The sequence below is a fragment of the Filomicrobium insigne genome (genome assembly GCF_900104305.1).
In the GTDB taxonomy this organism is placed as follows: domain Bacteria; phylum Pseudomonadota; class Alphaproteobacteria; order Rhizobiales; family Hyphomicrobiaceae; genus Filomicrobium; species Filomicrobium insigne.
On the sequence record NZ_FNJC01000002.1, the window covers coordinates 33,308 to 51,235 of the forward strand.

General features: G+C 56.3%; 18 protein-coding genes. 7 read left to right on the forward strand and 11 right to left on the reverse strand.

Annotated features, from left to right (window positions below):
• The first annotated feature begins 63 nt into the window (after positions 1-63).
• The gene (locus BLS30_RS06155) at positions 64-381 is read left to right on the forward strand and encodes a hypothetical protein (protein ID WP_052743610.1); all 318 of its coding nucleotides are present in this window, start codon (positions 64-66) and stop codon (positions 379-381) included.
• A 58-nt stretch (positions 382-439) separates the two neighbouring features.
• Here the strand turns inward: BLS30_RS06155 and BLS30_RS06160 are convergent, their stop codons facing one another.
• On the reverse strand, positions 440-1,489 hold the full coding sequence (locus BLS30_RS06160) for a methyltransferase domain-containing protein (RefSeq protein ID WP_090227501.1): 1,050 nt from the start codon (positions 1,487-1,489) through the stop codon (positions 440-442).
• A gap of 380 nt (positions 1,490-1,869) precedes the next feature.
• On the opposite strand from BLS30_RS06160, the gene BLS30_RS06165 reads away from it, so the two are divergent.
• Together BLS30_RS06165 and BLS30_RS06170 are read left to right on the forward strand one after the other, a co-directional pair.
• Positions 1,870-2,454 carry an HdeD family acid-resistance protein gene (locus BLS30_RS06165; RefSeq protein WP_160298674.1) on the forward strand — a complete coding sequence of 195 codons (585 nt, stop codon included), beginning with the start codon at positions 1,870-1,872 and terminating at the stop codon, positions 2,452-2,454.
• A 117-nt stretch (positions 2,455-2,571) separates the two neighbouring features.
• Complete coding sequence (locus tag BLS30_RS06170) at positions 2,572-3,090, forward strand: superoxide dismutase family protein (protein ID WP_090227504.1); 519 nt, start codon at positions 2,572-2,574, stop codon at positions 3,088-3,090.
• Positions 3,091-3,112: 22 nt separating this feature from the next.
• Here the strand turns inward: BLS30_RS06170 and BLS30_RS06175 are convergent, their stop codons facing one another.
• Positions 3,113-3,604, reverse strand: coding sequence for a dihydrofolate reductase family protein (locus tag BLS30_RS06175; RefSeq protein ID WP_046476046.1), 492 nt, complete (start codon positions 3,602-3,604; stop codon positions 3,113-3,115).
• A 51-nt stretch (positions 3,605-3,655) separates the two neighbouring features.
• Positions 3,656-4,909: a cyclopropane fatty acid synthase gene (locus BLS30_RS06180; RefSeq protein ID WP_046476041.1), complete on the reverse strand. Its 1,254-nt coding sequence runs from the start codon at positions 4,907-4,909 to the stop codon at positions 3,656-3,658.
• A gap of 1,653 nt (positions 4,910-6,562) precedes the next feature.
• On the opposite strand from BLS30_RS06180, the gene BLS30_RS06190 reads away from it, so the two are divergent.
• On the forward strand, positions 6,563-7,966 hold the full coding sequence (locus tag BLS30_RS06190) for an alpha,alpha-trehalose-phosphate synthase (UDP-forming) (protein ID WP_090227506.1): 1,404 nt from the start codon (positions 6,563-6,565) through the stop codon (positions 7,964-7,966).
• Between the two features lie 8 nt (positions 7,967-7,974).
• Here the strand turns inward: BLS30_RS06190 and BLS30_RS06195 are convergent, their stop codons facing one another.
• The 3 genes from BLS30_RS06195 to otsB form a co-directional block, all read right to left on the reverse strand.
• Positions 7,975-8,910 (reverse strand): glucokinase, encoded by a 936-nt coding sequence (locus tag BLS30_RS06195; protein WP_090227509.1) that lies wholly within the window; start codon positions 8,908-8,910, stop codon positions 7,975-7,977.
• Between the two features lie 86 nt (positions 8,911-8,996).
• The gene (locus BLS30_RS06200) at positions 8,997-10,781 is read right to left on the reverse strand and encodes a glycoside hydrolase family 15 protein (protein ID WP_090227512.1); all 1,785 of its coding nucleotides are present in this window, start codon (positions 10,779-10,781) and stop codon (positions 8,997-8,999) included.
• On the reverse strand, positions 10,778-11,527 hold the full coding sequence (gene otsB / locus BLS30_RS06205; RefSeq protein WP_090227516.1) for a trehalose-phosphatase: 750 nt from the start codon (positions 11,525-11,527) through the stop codon (positions 10,778-10,780). Before otsB ends, BLS30_RS06200 begins: the two co-directional genes overlap by 4 nt.
• Positions 11,528-11,529: 2 nt before the next feature.
• Between otsB and BLS30_RS18415 the strand changes: the two genes are divergently transcribed.
• Both BLS30_RS18415 and BLS30_RS06210 read left to right on the forward strand, forming a co-directional pair.
• Complete coding sequence (locus tag BLS30_RS18415) at positions 11,530-11,661, forward strand: hypothetical protein (RefSeq protein ID WP_280140618.1); 132 nt, start codon at positions 11,530-11,532, stop codon at positions 11,659-11,661.
• Between the two features lie 530 nt (positions 11,662-12,191).
• Complete coding sequence (locus BLS30_RS06210; RefSeq protein ID WP_046476017.1) at positions 12,192-12,734, forward strand: hydrolase; 543 nt, start codon at positions 12,192-12,194, stop codon at positions 12,732-12,734.
• 43 nt (positions 12,735-12,777) lie between these two features.
• Here the strand turns inward: BLS30_RS06210 and BLS30_RS06215 are convergent, their stop codons facing one another.
• The 5 genes from BLS30_RS06215 to BLS30_RS06240 form a co-directional block, all read right to left on the reverse strand.
• Positions 12,778-13,002 (reverse strand): hypothetical protein, encoded by a 225-nt coding sequence (locus BLS30_RS06215; RefSeq protein WP_046476012.1) that lies wholly within the window; start codon positions 13,000-13,002, stop codon positions 12,778-12,780.
• 583 nt (positions 13,003-13,585) lie between these two features.
• The gene (locus BLS30_RS06225) at positions 13,586-14,509 is read right to left on the reverse strand and encodes a metal ABC transporter permease (RefSeq protein WP_090227522.1); all 924 of its coding nucleotides are present in this window, start codon (positions 14,507-14,509) and stop codon (positions 13,586-13,588) included.
• The gene (locus BLS30_RS06230; RefSeq protein ID WP_090227525.1) at positions 14,506-15,366 is read right to left on the reverse strand and encodes a metal ABC transporter permease; all 861 of its coding nucleotides are present in this window, start codon (positions 15,364-15,366) and stop codon (positions 14,506-14,508) included. Before BLS30_RS06230 ends, BLS30_RS06225 begins: the two co-directional genes overlap by 4 nt.
• Positions 15,363-16,301 (reverse strand): manganese/iron ABC transporter ATP-binding protein, encoded by a 939-nt coding sequence (locus BLS30_RS06235; RefSeq protein WP_046476000.1) that lies wholly within the window; start codon positions 16,299-16,301, stop codon positions 15,363-15,365. Before BLS30_RS06235 ends, BLS30_RS06230 begins: the two co-directional genes overlap by 4 nt.
• Positions 16,301-17,191, reverse strand: coding sequence for a metal ABC transporter substrate-binding protein (locus BLS30_RS06240; protein ID WP_090227528.1), 891 nt, complete (start codon positions 17,189-17,191; stop codon positions 16,301-16,303). Before BLS30_RS06240 ends, BLS30_RS06235 begins: the two co-directional genes overlap by 1 nt.
• 169 nt (positions 17,192-17,360) lie before the next feature.
• On the opposite strand from BLS30_RS06240, the gene mntR reads away from it, so the two are divergent.
• The gene (gene mntR / locus BLS30_RS06245; protein ID WP_090227530.1) at positions 17,361-17,795 is read left to right on the forward strand and encodes a manganese-binding transcriptional regulator MntR; all 435 of its coding nucleotides are present in this window, start codon (positions 17,361-17,363) and stop codon (positions 17,793-17,795) included.
• Positions 17,796-17,928 lie beyond the last annotated feature (133 nt).

A 17,928-nucleotide genomic window follows, 5' to 3' on the forward strand; every position in this document is an offset into this window, starting at 1 on the left:
ACACGCGTTATAACCGCGAACCCTCAAGGTGTTCGCACGTGCAGAAATATAAGGAAACTGGTCATGATGAAGGCAATACTGCCTGCAGCGATGCTTTCGATCCTCACATTAACGTCAGCCAACGCAGCTGCTCCCCAGTCGCTGGCTCCACACACGACGCCAGCCCTGGCACAAGACGTCTCCTCAACAGTGCTGAATAAGGTCCAGTACAAGGAGAGGAAGCACTATCACGGAAAACGTCACAAGAAGGGGCATCATCGCTACAAGGCAGGCTCCCGCCATCGCCACGCACCAAAGCACTGGCACCGCCACAAGAAGCGCCCCCACGATTGGCATCGTCGCGGTTGCATCATCGTTGGACCGGTTTGGTTCTGCCCATAACGAACTAAATAAATAGCGGAATCGCGGTGCAGAGGTTTCTGCACCGCGATTTTTTAGTTCACGGGCGAGCCGCGATCACCATATTGAACGGCGTCGCTACGGCTCGGCGCACACGTGAGAACCCACCCTGCTTCAAGACCTCAGCCAGCCGCTTTTCACCAGCTTGAGCTCCAAGTGCCATCCCAACCTCCTGCTTCAAGGATGAAGGGACGCACACGCTGGTTGAGAACGCGTAGTAAACCCTTCCAACCGGATTGAGATTGTCCTCCAGTCGATCTCCAGCAAGCGGCTCGACAATCATCAAGGTCCCATCATCGGCGAGCGTGGACCGGATATGCCGGGCAGCCCCCACCGGGTCGCCCATATCGTGTAACGCATCGAAGATTGTCACGAGCTCATAACCTTCCCCCGTGAAATCCTGCGCCTTCGCCACTTCGAACTTCACATTGGAAATGCCCATGGATTTGCTGCGTGCGATATCGATGGAAGGCGCGTGAAAGTCGAACCCGGTGAACGTGGATTGAGGAAAGGCTTCCGCCATGATCATCGTGGACGCGCCATGTCCGCAGCCGACATCAGCAACCTTCCCACCCCGCTCAAGTTTCTCGACAACCCCATCGAGCGCCGGCAGCCATTCACTGACGAGATGTGCTTTGTAGCCCGGACGGAAAAATCGTTCGGTGCCGCAAAACAGACAACTACAGTGGTCTCCCCAGCCGACACCTTCACCGGATTTGAAAGCGTCGTTGAGGCGGGGCTCGTCCGCAAAAATCGCAGCAAGGGAATAAAAACCTCCCGTCATATTGACTGGGCTCTCTTCGTCAGCGAGCACCGCTGCCTGTTCGGGAGAAAGTGCAAATGTGGCCGTTGCCGGATCGTAAGTAACAAATCCGGACGCAGCCTGCGCAGAAAGCCACTCACGCACATACCGTTCACGCGTTTGCGTGTGGCGCGCAAGATCTGTGGGCGTGAGGGGCCCATGCGCCTCCAAGGCGCGGTAAAGGCCAAGCTTATCACCGAGGAGAACAAGCGCTGCATTCGCAGCCGCCCCCAGCTCGTTCACCATCGTACCGAGTAATGCTTCGAGTTTTTCTGAGTTAAGTGTCATCCGAGTGCCTTTCGCAATGAAAGCTGCTCTCGGCACAAAAGTCCTCGCTCACCGCGCGGGACCTGCACCGCAGAAGCAACGGGGTCGAGTTATTTGCGACGGCATGGACACTTGGCTGTCCCGTCAGGAACAAAGCGTTGAAAACGGGTCAATCGCCGTAATTCTCAAAGAAGGCGAGCCTACCGGGAACAGTCACCGGCGCAAATCGTTGCGTAATAGCGATCATTCCAACGCAAAGATTGTATCACCCTTGGTCGCCAAGTCTGAATTTTTCAAAGATCGGCGCCTCAGGCACGCAGCATTGAGCTTGACGTCTCCAAGGGCGCGTACTGATAATACCTTCAGTCCGGCCAGACGCAGGCCCCACGATGGAGCTGCAGATGATTGGTTCAAGTTACTCGGGCGGCTATAATTTGGCCGCGGTACGAAGCGACGTCGCCGCCAATTGGGGATGGTACCTTGCTCTTGGCATCATAAGTCTGATTGCAGGCATCCTGGCCATCGCGTTTCCCTTGATTGCATCGATCGCCGTTAAGATTCTGATTGGCTGGCTTCTCATCCTCATCGGCATCAGCCAGATCTTACAGGCCTTTCAAACCCAACGATGGCGTGGCGCCATCGTCGACTTTCTCTTAGGTGCGCTCTTGTTCGCAGCTGGCTGCGTACTCGCGTTCCTTCCGCTCACAGGCCTCATTACGCTGACCCTTTTTCTTGCGATCGTCTTCATCGTGCAGGGCATATTTCAGATCGCAATTTCTCTGCAACTACGCCCCATAGATGGATGGGGATGGCTGATGTTCGGAGGAATCATTGCTCTCGGAGTCGGCGTGCTTCTAGCTCTCGAGCTCCCATCCAGCGCCAGCTGGGCGCTCGGACTACTCGCAGGCGTGAACATGATCGCATCCGGGATCAGCTATATCGCGCTGGCACTAACCGCTAAGCGCCTCGCGGACTCTGGTCGCTGACAGCGGGAGAGAGCGCTAGGTGATCGCTCGGGTCGGCTCGGAACTGACAAATACAAAAAGACGTTGGAACCAACCGAGTTGGACGCATTCAACCATGTCTTTCAGGAGGAGTAGCCCATGCGACGTGAGTTTATCACACTTGCAGCATTGATCCTATTAAGCGCACCAGCCAATGCCCAATCAGGTGCTACCGCCAAACTGGCAACCCAAGACGGCAAAGAGGTCGGCACGGTCACATTGAAGGAAACTGCTAAGCAGGGTGTATTGCTTAATATGAAGCTGAACGGCGTCCCAGCAGGCGAACACGCTATTCATATCCATGAGACCGGCAAATGCGAGGGCGATTTCAAAAGTGCGGGAGGGCACTTCAACCCCGATGGACATAAGCACGGCGTCCTCGCAGAAGGTGGCCACCATGCTGGCGATTTGCCAAACATCCATGTTCCTGCCAGTGGCAATCTCCAGATTGAAATCCTGGCTCCAAAAGTGACCTTGGCAAAAGGAACGAAGAACAGCCTCTTTGATGATGATGGTTCAGCGATTGTCATTCACCAGGGCGTAGATGATTACTCGTCTCAACCCACGGGCGATGCCGGAGGGCGGATGGTTTGCGGCGTTATCGTCGCCGCACAATAACGACGGAACGCGCGACAAGCCGCTATCGCGGGATACCGGGATCTCCACCTCCCTCCCGCAAAGTCGGACGCGCGCCCGCCGAAGAAGAGATCTCATCAAGCGTTACAGAACCTTGAGTGAGCCAAGCTGGATCGAACCAGCGATCAGCCGGCCCATCATATGGGAGCCTTGTCACGTCCCAATGCCGGATGTAGGGCGCATAAGCGTCCCACACCGGTGGACCGCCGCCGATAAACACAACGCGACCCGCAAACTGGGCGAGCGTTTCGGTTGGTATCATCGAAGATCGCAGAACTGCGATAGTCCTGTCACGAAAAGCAAACTCAGGAACAGATGCGATAGTACGCGGCCCAGCCAGCAATACATGCCCACGCGTCATCTCGAAAAACCGCTCAACATCATCACGGTAGGCCTGCCCCTTGCAGCCCTCCCACGGCATCCGGCCCTCAAGCCCGAGCTGACCGCGCTGCCCAATAGCACACATAGCCCTGACATCGACCTGCTCTAGACTCATGGGATCATTCTCCAGCCGCGCTAGTCAGCCATCAACAAGATTGTAATCCTCCTACTCAGCCGCAGGAACCACTGAAAGGTGCTCTCTTTTTTGCGACCTGAGACGGCGCTCGGTATCGAGCATGTAATCCCGCGTCAGAGGCAAAGCGTCGAGCCGTTTCACAAGCTGCAGCTGAAAGACCATGAGGTTCTGATAGCGGAAAGCCGCTTCAGACCCAGCGAGATAGAACTCCCACATTCTGCAAAACTTCTCGCCCTTCAGATCGACAGCTTTCTGCCAATTGCGAACAAAACGCTCCCGCCAGTTGCGCAGGGTCTTCGCATAGTGAAGGCGCCAGACTTCGACATCACTGACGAACAAACCAGCCCGCTCGACACTCGGTAACACCTCACTCAGAGCCGGAATGTAACCACCAGGAAAAATGTAGCGCCTGATAAACGGGTTTGCGATCCCGGGACCGTCAAAGCGGCCAATCGAGTGGACCACCGCCACCCCATCTTCCGAAAGCAACTCTGCAATCTTCGCGAAATAGTCGCTGTAGTGGTTAACACCAACGTGCTCGAACATCCCCACTGAGACTATCCGGTCAAACGCCCCGGCAAGCTTCCGATAGTCCTCAAGCTGGAAGACTACTGAGCCATCGAGCCCTTCATCCATAGCTCGTCTTTGGCTGTACCCTAGTTGCTCCGGGCTGAGCGTAATACCGGTAACGCTGACGTCGGCGAGCTTCGCAAGGTAGAGGCCCAAACCACCCCACCCCGATCCGATATCGAGGATCTTTTGCCCATCCTCAATAGCCAGCTTGACCGCTAGATGACGCTTCTTCGCCAGCTGCGCCTCTTCTAGGTCAACGTGATCCGACGTGAAGTACCCGCAAGAGTACTGGCGATCAGAATCAAGAAACAGATCGTAGATCCGCCCATCAATATCGTAGTGGTGTCGAACATTGCGGGACGAACCACCGATAGAGTTGAGTTGTTGGGCCCTGCGCAGCATCCAGCGCATACGTTCAAGCGCACGCATCCAAAGGGTAGGTTCTACCTCTCTCACATTATCCATAAGGAGAATGATAAGATCGTAGATGGTTCCCTGCTCTACGGTTAGCCCACCATCCATGTAGGCTTCACCGATCGCCAATGTAGGGTCTGCCGAGATTTTGAACTCTGTCGCAAGATCGGTGGTCCGGCAAGTAACCTGCTTTCCCGTACCATCGCCAAAAACACTTTCATGGCCGGTATGGTCTACGAAACGTAGGGCGCCATGGCGAACGGCATAACCGAACAGCTTCATCATAGGAGACGGCATACGAGTTCTCCTCGACCGGAAGATGCAACGAACAAAGAATGATTGGGGCGATCAACTGTTTCCCGCGCAAACAACCCGGGCACACCCCAATATTCTGCACACCTTCAAATCAGCACCACACATATCTCGACTTTTGCAATAATGGGTTGATATGAAAAAGGTTTCAAATCACCGAAGAAGTCGCAATGCATAATTTTCACCGCAACCTTTGAAAAAGCAAGACCGGGAAAATCCTCCTTTCCAAAAAGTTGTCACTCAGATCCGCACGACGTAACAAGGCCGACGATCCTTACCAGGATGTTTGCGACCAAATACCAAAAATCAAGCATTTCCATAGGCCATGCTCTTCACGAACACGTGCCAGAAATCACGTGTCCTCACGGTAGCTTCGCCCGATAACCCTCACAGCCCCCACAACAGACGGAACAAACCAATCCCCCGTCCCATTGACTATGAGTGGCACGATGTAAGGAGGCTAGCTATGGCGAGATGCGAAGTTTGCGGCAACGACTACGATAAATCGTTCGAAGTCCTAATGAACGGCGATCGCCACACGTTCGATAGTTTCGAATGTGCTGTTCATGCCCTTGCCCCCACCTGCAAACACTGTGGGTGCAGGATTATGGGGCACGGCTTGGAAGACGAGGGCACTTACTATTGTTGTCGCGCGTGCGCAATGCAGGAGGGCGTTCCCGGTTTCCAGGATCGATTATAGATTTCATAGGACACGCGATCATGGAACCACGTGCGGCTTGTGCGCTCGCCAAAACAATTTTGAGGAATCGCAACAGGCAAGCGCACAAAAATTAATCTCTCAGGAGTCCATCGCGATTACATCGTGGCATAGGCGAGAATAATTAACGTCAGGAGAATCAAACCTGCGGCAGTTGCTATGCCTTTTACAAAAGATCGATACGTTCGAACGTGATCTGCATAATCGGATTCTGTAAATGTTTCTGTAGTTTGAGCTGTCATATGAACCCCCTTTGCTGAAAAAAACAACTGGGCACTTCATAAACGCGTCGCACACCTCACGAGTTCCAATACCCTAGATCAATAAACTAAAAAAATATAGGAACTTATTGATTGCGATTGAAGTTATGGTAATCCCAAGGAGTGTGGCAAGTTTACTTCGAAAACAATGGAATTTTTCCCGTCATATATCGGCGTTCTATATACCGCGATAGATCGACGGCATTCCACAGCATATTCAGCTAGATCGCACTCACATCGATCCTAGTGTAAGCGTGCCCACCAAGATAATTCGCTCTTTGATCCTTAGCGCACAAAACGCTGATCGCAGGGCACACATCTTCGGCGCCCCCCAAGCCCCCGAGTAGGCGCCGATAGACCGCGTGGATGTTCCCTCACCACGCGGCAAATCCCGCCCGGGCCTAAAGTTCGGCGCGGACGCAGCATCCCCCCAGCTGCGTGAGTCCGGCGTATTCGCAAACAGCGGATACGCCGGGCCTTCAAATCACTAATTTATATCAAGCCGATCCTGATCCGAACCGGAGCATACGGGGCGTGTTAAGGAACTATACGAGCTTAACTGCGTTGCACTGCACAAATTAAAATTGAATAATGCAGGCCTAATCAGACCAAAAGTTCACATCAGACACAGGACCGACGATCTCGTCGGAGACAGTAATTGTGAGCCGTCTCGTCGTTGCATCCAATCGGGTTGCCGATTTGAGCGTCGCCAAACAAAGCGGCGGATTAGCAGTCGCCGTAGGAGAGGCCCTACGCCAACGCGGAGGTGTTTGGTTCGGCTGGAGTGGAGACGTCGTTGAAGATGGCGAACCTGACGTGCCCACAACGACCAGTCTGGACAATGTCACGACAGTCACCGTCCCACTCTCACGAAGCGAATTCGAAAACTACTATCACGGCTTCGCAAACCGAACGCTCTGGCCGGTCTGTCACTACAGGTTGGACCTCGCGGAGTTCTCCAACGAGTTTCTCGAGTCATACCGGCATACCAACGCCCGGTTTGCCGCCGAAATCGAGAAGTTATTGCTCCCTGACGACATCCTCTGGATTCACGATTTTCACCTGATACCACTCGGCAGCGAACTGCGAAAACGCGGCGTGACACAGCGCATTGGCTTTTTCCTCCACATCCCCTTTCCACCCATCGAGATTCTCACGGCCACGCCAGAACATGAATGGCTGATCGACTCGATCTTTGCCTATGATCTCGTTGGCTTCCAAACGCAGACGGATCTCAATAATTTCAAACGCTATCTGCTGCAGCTCGGGAACACGACGTTCCTGCCACTGGACCGATTGATATGCGGGGATCGGGAGCTCACTGCAGGTGTATTCCCGGTCGGCATAGACGCGGACCACTTCGCCGAGGTTGCACACTCCCCGCAATCGGATCGCATCGTTGAGTCAATGAAGGTCCGCGATCCGGGGCTCGCCCTCATCATCGGAGTCGATCGCCTAGACTATTCCAAGGGGTTGCCCGAACGCGTCCGTGCATTTGAACGGCTCCTGGAGTTGCATCCTGAATGGCGGAATGCGGCGTCATTGATGCAGGTCGCCCAGCCGACGCGCGAGGATGTCGACGCTTATGTGGACATCCGAGAAGAACTCGAACGTCTGACAGGAGCAATCAACGGCCGCTATGGAAACTTCGACTGGACGCCCGTTCGCTACATCAACCGATCAGTGGAACGCGACCGTCTCGCTGCGATTTTCCGTGCAAGTCGCATTGGTTTGGTAACCCCTGTCCGGGATGGCATGAACCTCGTCGCCAAGGAATATGTAGTCGCGCAGGATCCGGACGATCCTGGTGTGCTCGTACTATCTAAATTCGCGGGTGCCGCTGAAACACTCACCGAGGCACTGATCGTCAATCCCTTCGACACCGACGAAGTGGCCGAAGCTCTGCACGCCGCGCTCATTATGCATCAAAGCGAGCGCAAACACCGCAATTACGCATTGCGCACAAAGATCAACAACTTCGATGTCTTCAAGTGGCAAAAGGATTTCTTGACTGCCCTCGAACATAGCCGCACGAGCTACTTGATCCCGGAACGAACCGCCTAGGCGATCCTCTAGGGGCGACGCCCGGTTGCAAAGGTAAGACCATAAAGGGCCGGCTCCGGGAGCAGGATCAGACTGGTTCCCACATTTCCCATGCGCGCCGTCATTGCTCCCTTGCTTTCGAAGGTCGCACGAAAAGCGCCAATATCCGCAACGTCGCTCCACGCGCGCGCGACGCTGCCGCAAAAGAATACGCCGCCCCACGAGGCCGTCGCCAGAACGAGATCGCCGCTGACACGTGCGAGAACCCGCGTGAAAATCTCAAGTGCTTCAGCAGAAACCGTGTCTATCCCGGCCCCTCTGAAGATCGCTGCATCCTCCGGAACAGAGTGATCCTCCTCGACCGTTCCGCTCAGCTCCTTATGAAGACGGCGAATTCCACGACCGGAAAGCAAGTCCTCAACCGATCCGATGGAACCAAGCAGCTTCTCCTCGTCTGCCGTTGTTGCAGCATAAGAAATGTGTCCCGCTTCGCTCGGCACGCAAAGCCAGGCGCCGCCGATGGGCACGGCCGCCGCCGCTCCCAAACCTGTTCCAACGTTAACGGCCAGCCGCGTCGCCTTGGCATCCAGATCGGGCGGAGGCCCACCAAGCTTGCGGACGTCATCAGAAGTGAGATGAGGCAAGGCGAGTGCAACAGCTTCAAGATCGTTGAAGAGCATCACGGGCCTATCGCCCAACACACTTGCAACGTCACTAGCTGCAATACGCCATGGCGCGTTTGTCAGGACAACTTCATCCCGGTTAACCGGGCCCGCCGCGGAAATAGATCCGCCCGTGCATTGGCCGCAATCAACGCCCTCGAGATAGGCCTGGAGTGCTGAGTGGAAAGTCGGAAAATCGCTTACGTTCAGCTTCTTGACGTGCTGCAGGTCGCCGGGCCCTGCAGACCGCGCAAAGCGTGCATTGGTACCACCGACATCTGCAATCAGCTTCCAGCGTTTCACTTGGCTGACCCTCTACTGTCGTGGCCATTACACGGAAAGGCCAGAGCGTCCACTCACCTTCCCGAATACCGGCGCGTTTTCAATCGCTAAACGGCAGCCTCCCATGGGCGCGACAAGCGCACGGCACCATTTATGATCCCGACCATAGAGTACGTCTGCGGAAAGTTGCCCCACGGCGCACCGGTTTTGTAATCCGTATCTTCCGACATTAGGCCGAGAGACGTACGCGCCGCCAACAACGCCGTGAACAGCTCCCGCGCCTCATCCTTCCGTCCCATGCGTGCAAGAGTATCAATCCGCCAAAAGGCGCAGACGTTAAAGGCCGTTTCAGGGGCGCCAAAATCATCAGCCTCCTCGTAACGCATCATGAAGGGGCCACGCCCCAACACCTTTTCCATCTCCTGGATGGTCGAGACAAAACGGGGATCCAAGGGATCGATGATACCGACCTCACCCATCAGGAGAACCCCTGCATCCAGGTACTCCCCTTCAAAGCTCTCGACAAACGCCTGCCGTTTCCCAGACCAGGCACGCTCGAGAATGACCTGGCGAATGCGTGCTGCTCGCTCGGCCCAAAAACGCGCCCGATCAGTAAGGCCCATGTACAAAGCAATCTTTCCGAGACGGTCACAGGCCGCCCAGCACATGACGCTCGATGACGTGTGAACGCGTGCACGCGAGCGCAACTCCCACATGCCCGCATCTGGCTGATCGTGAAGCTCGTAGGCCTTCTCACCGACCCGTTCGAGCCGCTCAAAATCCTCATACCCAGCGCGCATAAAAAGCCGCGTGTCAAAGAAAGCTTGCGACGCACCCAGAACGAGATTGCCGTAAGTATCGTGCTGGAAATGTTCGTAGGCCTGATTGCCGATCCGCACGGGACCGATCCCCTTGAACCCATCAAGCGTGTCGACAACACGCTCGGTCAGCCGGTCCTCTAACCCGATACCGTAGACGGGTTGAATGTGTCCCCCGTTGGCATTGGAGACGACATTCATGATCCAACCGAAGTAGTTTTCCATGGTACGCACAGCCGAGAGGCTATTGAGCGCACGCACCACGAAAAAGGCGTCACGAATCCAACAGAACCGATAGTCCCAGTTGCGCTGCGTTCCCGGCGCCTCCGGAATACTTGTCGTCATGGCAGCAACAATCGCGCCGGTTGGCTCGTAGCTACATAGCTTCAACGTTATCGCCGCGCGCACGACGGCATCTTGCCAATCGAGCGGAACAGCGAGCCTATGTGTCCAGTTGCGCCAGTAGTCATGCGTCCGAGTCTCGAACATCTGCGCAGTTTCACTGGCACCGTCGCTCAGCGTCTCGTCCGGCCCGAGGATCAGGTTCAACGGCCCGTCCAGATTAAAGGCCGTTTCCGAACGCACGTAGTCGACTGGAGCATCCGTTGTGAGCCGCAACGTCGTTTCAGGACCAACGTACCGAACATGGTTCGATCCGAATGTAATAGTCGGTGTCGTCCCGCCATAGTTGAACTGTGGCCGTACTTTAATGCGAACACGCGGCGTGCCGGACAATGGACGAACTCGGCGCACCAGCATCTGCGGGCGAAACGCTCTATCTCGCCACTTAAACCGCGGCGCAAAGTCCAAAACTTCGATACTGCCCGAAGCCCCATTGAGAACTGTTCTTAGAATGGCAGTGTTGGGTAAATAGGCCTGCTCGCTACTAACGAAATCGACGACTTCGATCGCAAACATGCCCTGCCCGGATGGATTGCCGTCACCCGCCAGCAATGAATGAAACACCGGGTCACCATCAAACCGCGGCAAACAGCACCATACGATCGAAGCTTTTTTATCAATGAGAGCCCCGATACTGCAGTTTCCGATCAGGCCCAGATCAAGACCGTTCACGATCCTTCCCCTTCGAGGTGCTGCGCATAATCAACCAGCCAAGCGACGAACGCAGCGGTCGTGGGCGCCCGATAGGACGCCGCTGTGAGACCGTCACCAACCTTGATCGAGATCCCACCAGCCGCATTGACGGCGGCAAACGCATCTTCATCCGTAACATCGTCGCCCGCAAACAGTGGCACGCGTCCTAAGAACGGAGCCTCGCGCATAAAGGCTGTAACAGCGGCTCCTTTATTCGCATCCTTCGGACGGGCTTCGACCACCATCTTGCCGCGGCTCACGCGAAAACCGCCTGCTCCATCGACAATCCGTTCCATGGTCGCAATGCACACGTCCTCAAGCTCCGGTCTTGCCCGAAAATGTAGAGCCACACTTCCGGCCTTCTCTTCCAGGAGCAGCCCTTCGTTTTCACTGCAAAGCAGCCGAAGGCCGTCTTTCAATTTGTCGAGCAGATCCCCGTCCAGCTGAGGCATTTGAACCCTGCCCACTGCATCCCGGCGCGTGAAGCCATGCACCCCAGCTATCGGAAACCGCAACGGCGCAACGAACGCATCAATGGTCGCAATATCGCGCCCGGTGACAATAGCGAGCGCCCCGTCTACATGCCGCGCAACCGTTGCCAGAGCATCCCGCGTCGCTTCCGTAAGCGCTACAGCATCCGGCCGGGCAACAATATCGACCAGAGTGCCATCGAAATCCAAAAACAATGCCGTACGGCGCGCGTGAGGATAAGGAGGTAGGGCCATGAATGCGGCTAAGTTCCGATGATCAGATCATGAAAGGAATGGGCGAGAAGCAGGCCACGACACCTGCCGGTTGCATCACCCTACTATCGCGCCAAACACAAATACGCCACCCCACCCGCCTCTCGGACTATTAAGCTTGGCATGGAGGGGAGGTACGATGGAAGAACACGAAAGTGGAGCTTCAACGGGCAGCCCACTAAGCAGCCCCTCTGCTGTATCTCAGGTCACCCGATCCAACGATCAGCCGGCCAACTTTTGCAGATGCACAGCAGTCTGTGTCCACCGTGCACGCGAGAATGCGACCCTTCGGTCACAGCAATCTCTGCGCCCGATCGGTTGGAGGGGCAGCAGCAGTGCCCCGCAAATTCTTGTGCTGGCAAAAAAAGACGGGCGGACGCCCATTTAAGGCGGCCACCCGTACATAGGGGAGGAAGTTGCAACCAGCCTGTCGTCCACTCTCAAAAGACGAAAAGGAGGCATCAATGTGGTATGCCATATACCAACATGTGCGCCGCGTCTACCTCTGCACTAGAGCTATTCGATCACAGAATCGTTCCTATTCATTTCGCATTGCAAAATTGCATGGGTCCCATGCATTTAAGGAGCATCTCAACCTCCGCGAAAGCCTTCCACCTCGGTCAATGAACCTAAAGCGAGCCCCCCCATGCTGATCAAAGCGGAAGCCTCCTGTCTCATTGTCATCGATATGCAGGAGCGTCTCGTCCCAGCAATGCAAGCCCCAGCTCGTACGCTTAAAAACACGCGGCTTCTTCTCACAACGGCTCGACGCCTCGACATCCCGGTTCTGATCACGGAGCAATACCCGAAAGGCCTGGGCCACACGGTCCGTGAGATTGCGGATGTTTCGCAAGGACTGCCTGTCCTCGAGAAGGTTCATTTCTCCTGTCTCGAAGACCCGAGATTTGCCGACGCCTTTCGGGAGTTAGGTCGTCCGCAAGCGGTTATCGCCGGCATGGAGGCACATATCTGCGTCATGCAGACGGCCGCCCAGTTGATGGAAGAAGGCTATGAGGTTTTCGTCGTGACCGACGCGACCTCTTCGCGCTCTCTAGCGAGTGAACAGGCATGCCTCGACCGGTTGCAGGCGAGTGGCGCAGGCATCGTCACGACGGAAATGGTCATATTCGAGTGGCTGGGACGCGCCGATACTCCAGCGTTTAAGGAGCTATTGCCCCTTATAAAATGACCGCGACGCGCCACATGCGATTATCCAGCACTCGCGAAAGTAACTAATCGTCATTCGCCGCCGAGTGCCCCGGCAAACGTCCGACAACGGAGACGCCACCCAAACGTCGTCCCTCATTGTCGGAGGCATCCAACGTCCCTGTAGGGACTTCCATCTTCGAAGTCTCGGGACGACCGCGAAGAGAAGTTCTGTCGGCCCCAGCCGGGTCGGCAAAATAAATAATCGCAACGAGTGCCGCCGCCGCAAAACCAAAAATTGTCGTCGTCATTGTCGTTCTCCAACCGCCTGAGGGGTGTCGGCGTTCGATATGCCGATCTAGGGGTTGGAGAATGCCTGAGTATAAGTCGGCAGGCTGTTCCCTACGGTACATGGGTCAAACCTCCCTCCAACTACCGGCGTGCGGAGCGACGCGAAACCTCGGCTTTGGAAACTTCACCAGCTGCGACGAGAGCATTGACGCACCCCCGCGACAAACGCGGTCCAGCATCGCGCATACACTGGCGAAGAGAGCTGCTTCCGACTGAATGGGCACTGCAATAAGAGAGATAATCACCGATGCAGGCGCGCTTGACGCTCAAGCTGACCGCACCTGCCTGAGAAACTGAAAACACCAGAGTGCTGGCGAAAACGACTGCCGAGACAGCGCGGCGAGAGTTTGTAGAAATCTTAGCCATCGTTCATATCCCTTGATCATGAGCCGCACCTCGGTGCCGGCATGTCGTTTGCGATGGCCTGACTATGCGTGCTCCGCCAACGGAACGCTGTTCCGGGCGTGACACCTGTCCAAATCTTTGTGAAAGCGTTTGCCGCCCTGCTTCAACGAGGCGGAAGGCGAACCGAATAAAACGATCTCAGGTCGCGGAGGGGCGACGTTCACCTGCTTGCGCCAACTGATCAGCACGTCGCTGATCAGTCGCCTCGCGCTGCTCGCGTTGTATCATCCGCCGCGTTCTAAGAACGCCGCGGTGACCGAACAGAAAGGCCAGTATAAAAACTGCTGACTGCGTAAGGACGATACAGGGCCCTGTCGCTCCGTCGATATGGAAACTAATGAGCGTACCCGTAATGCACGACCCGATGGCCACAACCGCGGCGACAACAAGCATGCGTGCAAAGCTGGTCGTCAGCAGGAACGCGATGGCGCCAGGCGCCACCAGCATCGCCACGACGAGAATGATACCAACCGCTTTAAGCGAGGTCACAATGGTCAGAGCCAGGAGGACCAGAAGCCCGTAGTGGATGACGCGCACCGGCAGACCGATAGCGCGCGCATGCTGAGGATCAAAGCAATAAAGCAGCAGATCACGCCATTTCAGCGCCACGACGAGAAACGTGCCGCCTGCAATGACCGCTATCTCGATCAGGTCCGAAACGCTGACACCAAGCAGATTGCCAAATAGAATATGATCCAGATGCTGGTCCGTATGGATCTTCGTGAACAGCACGAGCCCAAACCCGAACATCCCGGAAAACACGATCCCCATCACCGTGTCTTCCTTCACGCGGCTGTTCTCTTTGAGGTAGCCGGTCAACCCGGCACATGTCAGCCCGGCAACGAACGCCCCGAACGACAAAGGCAAACCTGCGACATAGGCGAGAACGATGCCGGGCAGCACGGCATGCGAAATGGCATCGCCCATCAAGGACCATCCCTTGAGCACGAGGTAGCACGACAGCACGGAGCAAACCGCGCCGATCAGCACAGAGGCCACAAGCGCCCTTTGCATGAACCCGAAACTCAAAGGCACGGTGATGAAGTCAAACCATTCGGTCATGGCTTCACCTCAACCGCGCCGCTGATACGTCGCCGTGACGCCAGCACACCATGCTTCGGCGCCAAATAGAAGGTCGCCAGGAACAACAGCGTCTGCAAGGTGACGATCACCCCTCCAGTCGCACCATCGAGGAAATAGCTGAGGTAGGCCCCAACAAAACTCGTCGCAACACCGATCGCGACGCTCAACATCAAAAGCCGTTCAAACCTGTCACACAGCAGGTAGGCGGTGGCTCCCGGTGTCACCACCATCGCGATGACAAGGCAGGATCCAACCGTTTGGAGCGCTGCAACGGTACATGCCGAGAGCAGCGTGAAGAAGACAATCTTGAGAACGCGCGGCTGCAGCCCCACCGTCCGTGCATGGGCTTCATCGAAAAAGACCACCATCAGGTCTTTCCATTTGAGGAGCAGCACTGCCGCCGAGACGAGCGAAATGATAACGACCTGCAGCGCATCCTCGTCGGAAATACCGAGGATATTGCCCAGCACGATCGTCTGGACATTGACCGAGGTCGGATAAAGCGAAACCAGCAACAAACCTGCAGCGAAGAACGTCGTGAAGACGAGGCCGATGGTCGCGTCTTCACGCAATTGCGTATGCTGCCGCACGAACGCCATACCTGCAGAAGCGAGAAAGCCTGCAATGAAGGCACCCGCCGCATACGGCCATTGCATCAGATAGGCCGCTGCGACACCTGGCACGATGGAATGGGCCAGGGCATCCCCCATCAGCGACCATCCCTTCAACATCAGATACGCGGACAGAAACGCGCAGACACCACCCACGAGCGCGCTGACCCACATAGCCTTGACCATATAATCGTAGCTGAATGGAACCAGCAGCTCAGTGATCATGACGGCTCACCATCTTCACTGCGCCGCAGCGGGCCTTGATCCGGCCGCTTCTGTCCATAAAAGACCAGCGGCCGCTCATCATCCGTCAGCACCGTCACGCTGCGCGTGTCATCGTCTTCATGCAGAGCCGTCCCCGCCAGCTGGAAGTGCCTGAGCACGCCGCCGAAGGCACGCTCAAGATTGGCCTGCGTAAACACACGCGCCGTCGGGCCTGCCGCAAGAATCGTTCGATTGATAAGAACCACCTGATCGCAGAAGTCGGGCACACTGCCGAGATTGTGCGTCGAGACCAGCATCACGTGCCCCTGGTCGCGCAGCTCTTTCATCAATCCAATGATCTCGGTTTCGGTTTTGACATCGACGCCGGTGAACGGCTCGTCCAACAGAATGATACGCCCTTCCTGCGCCAGAGCCCGGGCAAGAAACACGCGCTTTTTCTGGCCACCGGAGAGCTCCCCGATTTGGCGTTTCCGGAAAGCGCCCATACCGACGCGCTCCAGAGCCTCCTCCACCTTCGCGTGATCCATCTTCGAAGGAAGACGCAAAAAGCCCATGTGGCCGTACCGGCCCATCATCACGACGTCTTCGACGAGCACGGGAAAGTTCCAGTCGACTTCCTCGCTCTGCGGCACATAGGCGACGAAATTGGCGCGCAGTGCCTCCTGCATCGGAAGCCCGCAGATTCGAACCGCTCCTTGACGCGGCGTCACAAATCCCATGATCGCCTTGAACAAGGTGGATTTGCCACTGCCGTTCACCCCGACCAGCGCACAGATCGTGCCGGCACGCAGCTCAAAGGACGCGTCCTGCACGGCCGTCGTCCCATTGGGATAGGTTACTGTTACGTCGCGAACCGACAAGGATGTCGCCCGAGGGGACGCGGGCGACGTCCGCTCGCCCTCTCGGTTCTGTCGGCTGTCACGGGCAACATCCATCACTGGCCAAATCCTTTTGCGATTGTATCGACCGTCACCTCAAGCAGCTTCAGATAGGATGGCACCGGTCCGTCTGCGGCGCTCAGAGAGTCAACGTAGAGAATGCCGCCATACGCAGCCCCGGTTTCCTTCGCGACCTGGCGAGCCGGCCGGTCAGAGACCGTGCTCTCGCTAAACACAACCGGAACCTCGTGCTTTCTAACAAGGTCGATCACCTTGCGAACCTGCTGCGGCGTGCCTTGCTGGTCGGCATTGATTGGCCACAAGTAAAGTTCCTTGAACCCATAATCGTGCGCCAGGTAACTGAACGCGCCCTCAGACGTGACAAGCCATCGCTTCGCTTCCGGAATGCCCGCAAGCCGTTTCCGCAAAGGCGCGTCGAGCGCTTTGATTTTCTCTGCATAGTCCGCCGCATTGCGGTCGTAGGTTTCCGTGTTGGCCGGATCGAGTTTGACCAAGGCCGCCCGGATGTTCTCAACATAGATCAGCGCATTGCTGGATGACATCCAGGCGTGCGGATTGGGCTTTCCTGTGTAAGGCCCATCGTTGATCCCAATCGGCTTTATGCCGTCGCTAATTGTCAGGCTCGGCACGTTGGACAAGTTCTGAAAGAACTGCTCGAACCAGCGCTCCAGATTGAACCCGTTCCAAACCACCAGATCCGCGGATTGCGCTTTCACGATATCGCCCGGTGTGGGCTGATAGCCGTGAATTTCCGCACCCGGCTTGGTGATGGAAACGACATCCGCCGCATCTCCCGCGACATTGGCTACGATATCTTCAATCACCGTGAACGTTGTAACGATCTTAAGACGCTTACCTGGCGTGGCCGCTGCGAGCGGTGTCGCGGCCACCACGACCATCAGCGCACAAAGCAGCAAGCCGCGCATTTGATTGAACGTTCGTCCCGTCCACGTCACTGGCCGCCATCTCCCTCTATCCGCCACAGCATACATACTGAAACCATTAGCATTAGAACTGATAGTTAGTTTGTGCTAAACTTGTTGTCAATTACGAACAGAGGTAGACAATAGGCGAGACGAGACTCGGGAGCCTGACATGACTGCTGACAAGGAAACCGTGGCCAAACTCCGGGCCGAGCGTTTCCAGCGCGTGCGCGACGCGCATCAGATGGAGTTGGCGGAAGATTACGTTGAGTTGATCGCGGAACTGATCGACCGGACCGGAGAAGCGCGCGTCGTCGACCTCGCCAGCTATCTGGGCGTCACCAATGCCACCGTCAACAACACGATCGCGCGCCTGCAGCGCGCGGGCTTTGTCACATCCAAACCCTATCGCTCCATCTTTCTGACGGAGGAAGGTCAGGCACTCGCTGAAACCTCACGTGAGCGCCACGAGCTCGTCGTCCACTTCCTGATGGCGCTCGGAGTTGACGAATTCACCGCCGAGGCCGACGCCGAAGGCATCGAACACCACGTAAGCGAGGAAACGCTGCAAGCCTTCCGGAAATTCATGGCGAAGAAGAAGGGTTAAGCCTCTCGGCACGGGAGGGCTCGCAGTCCACATGTGCCACGCTGCTAGCGATGCCATTCGCCACCGCTTCCATTAAATCATGCGCAAGCTACGCGGCTGGGCAGACTATCTGGTAAAGCAGTGTCCACAACCC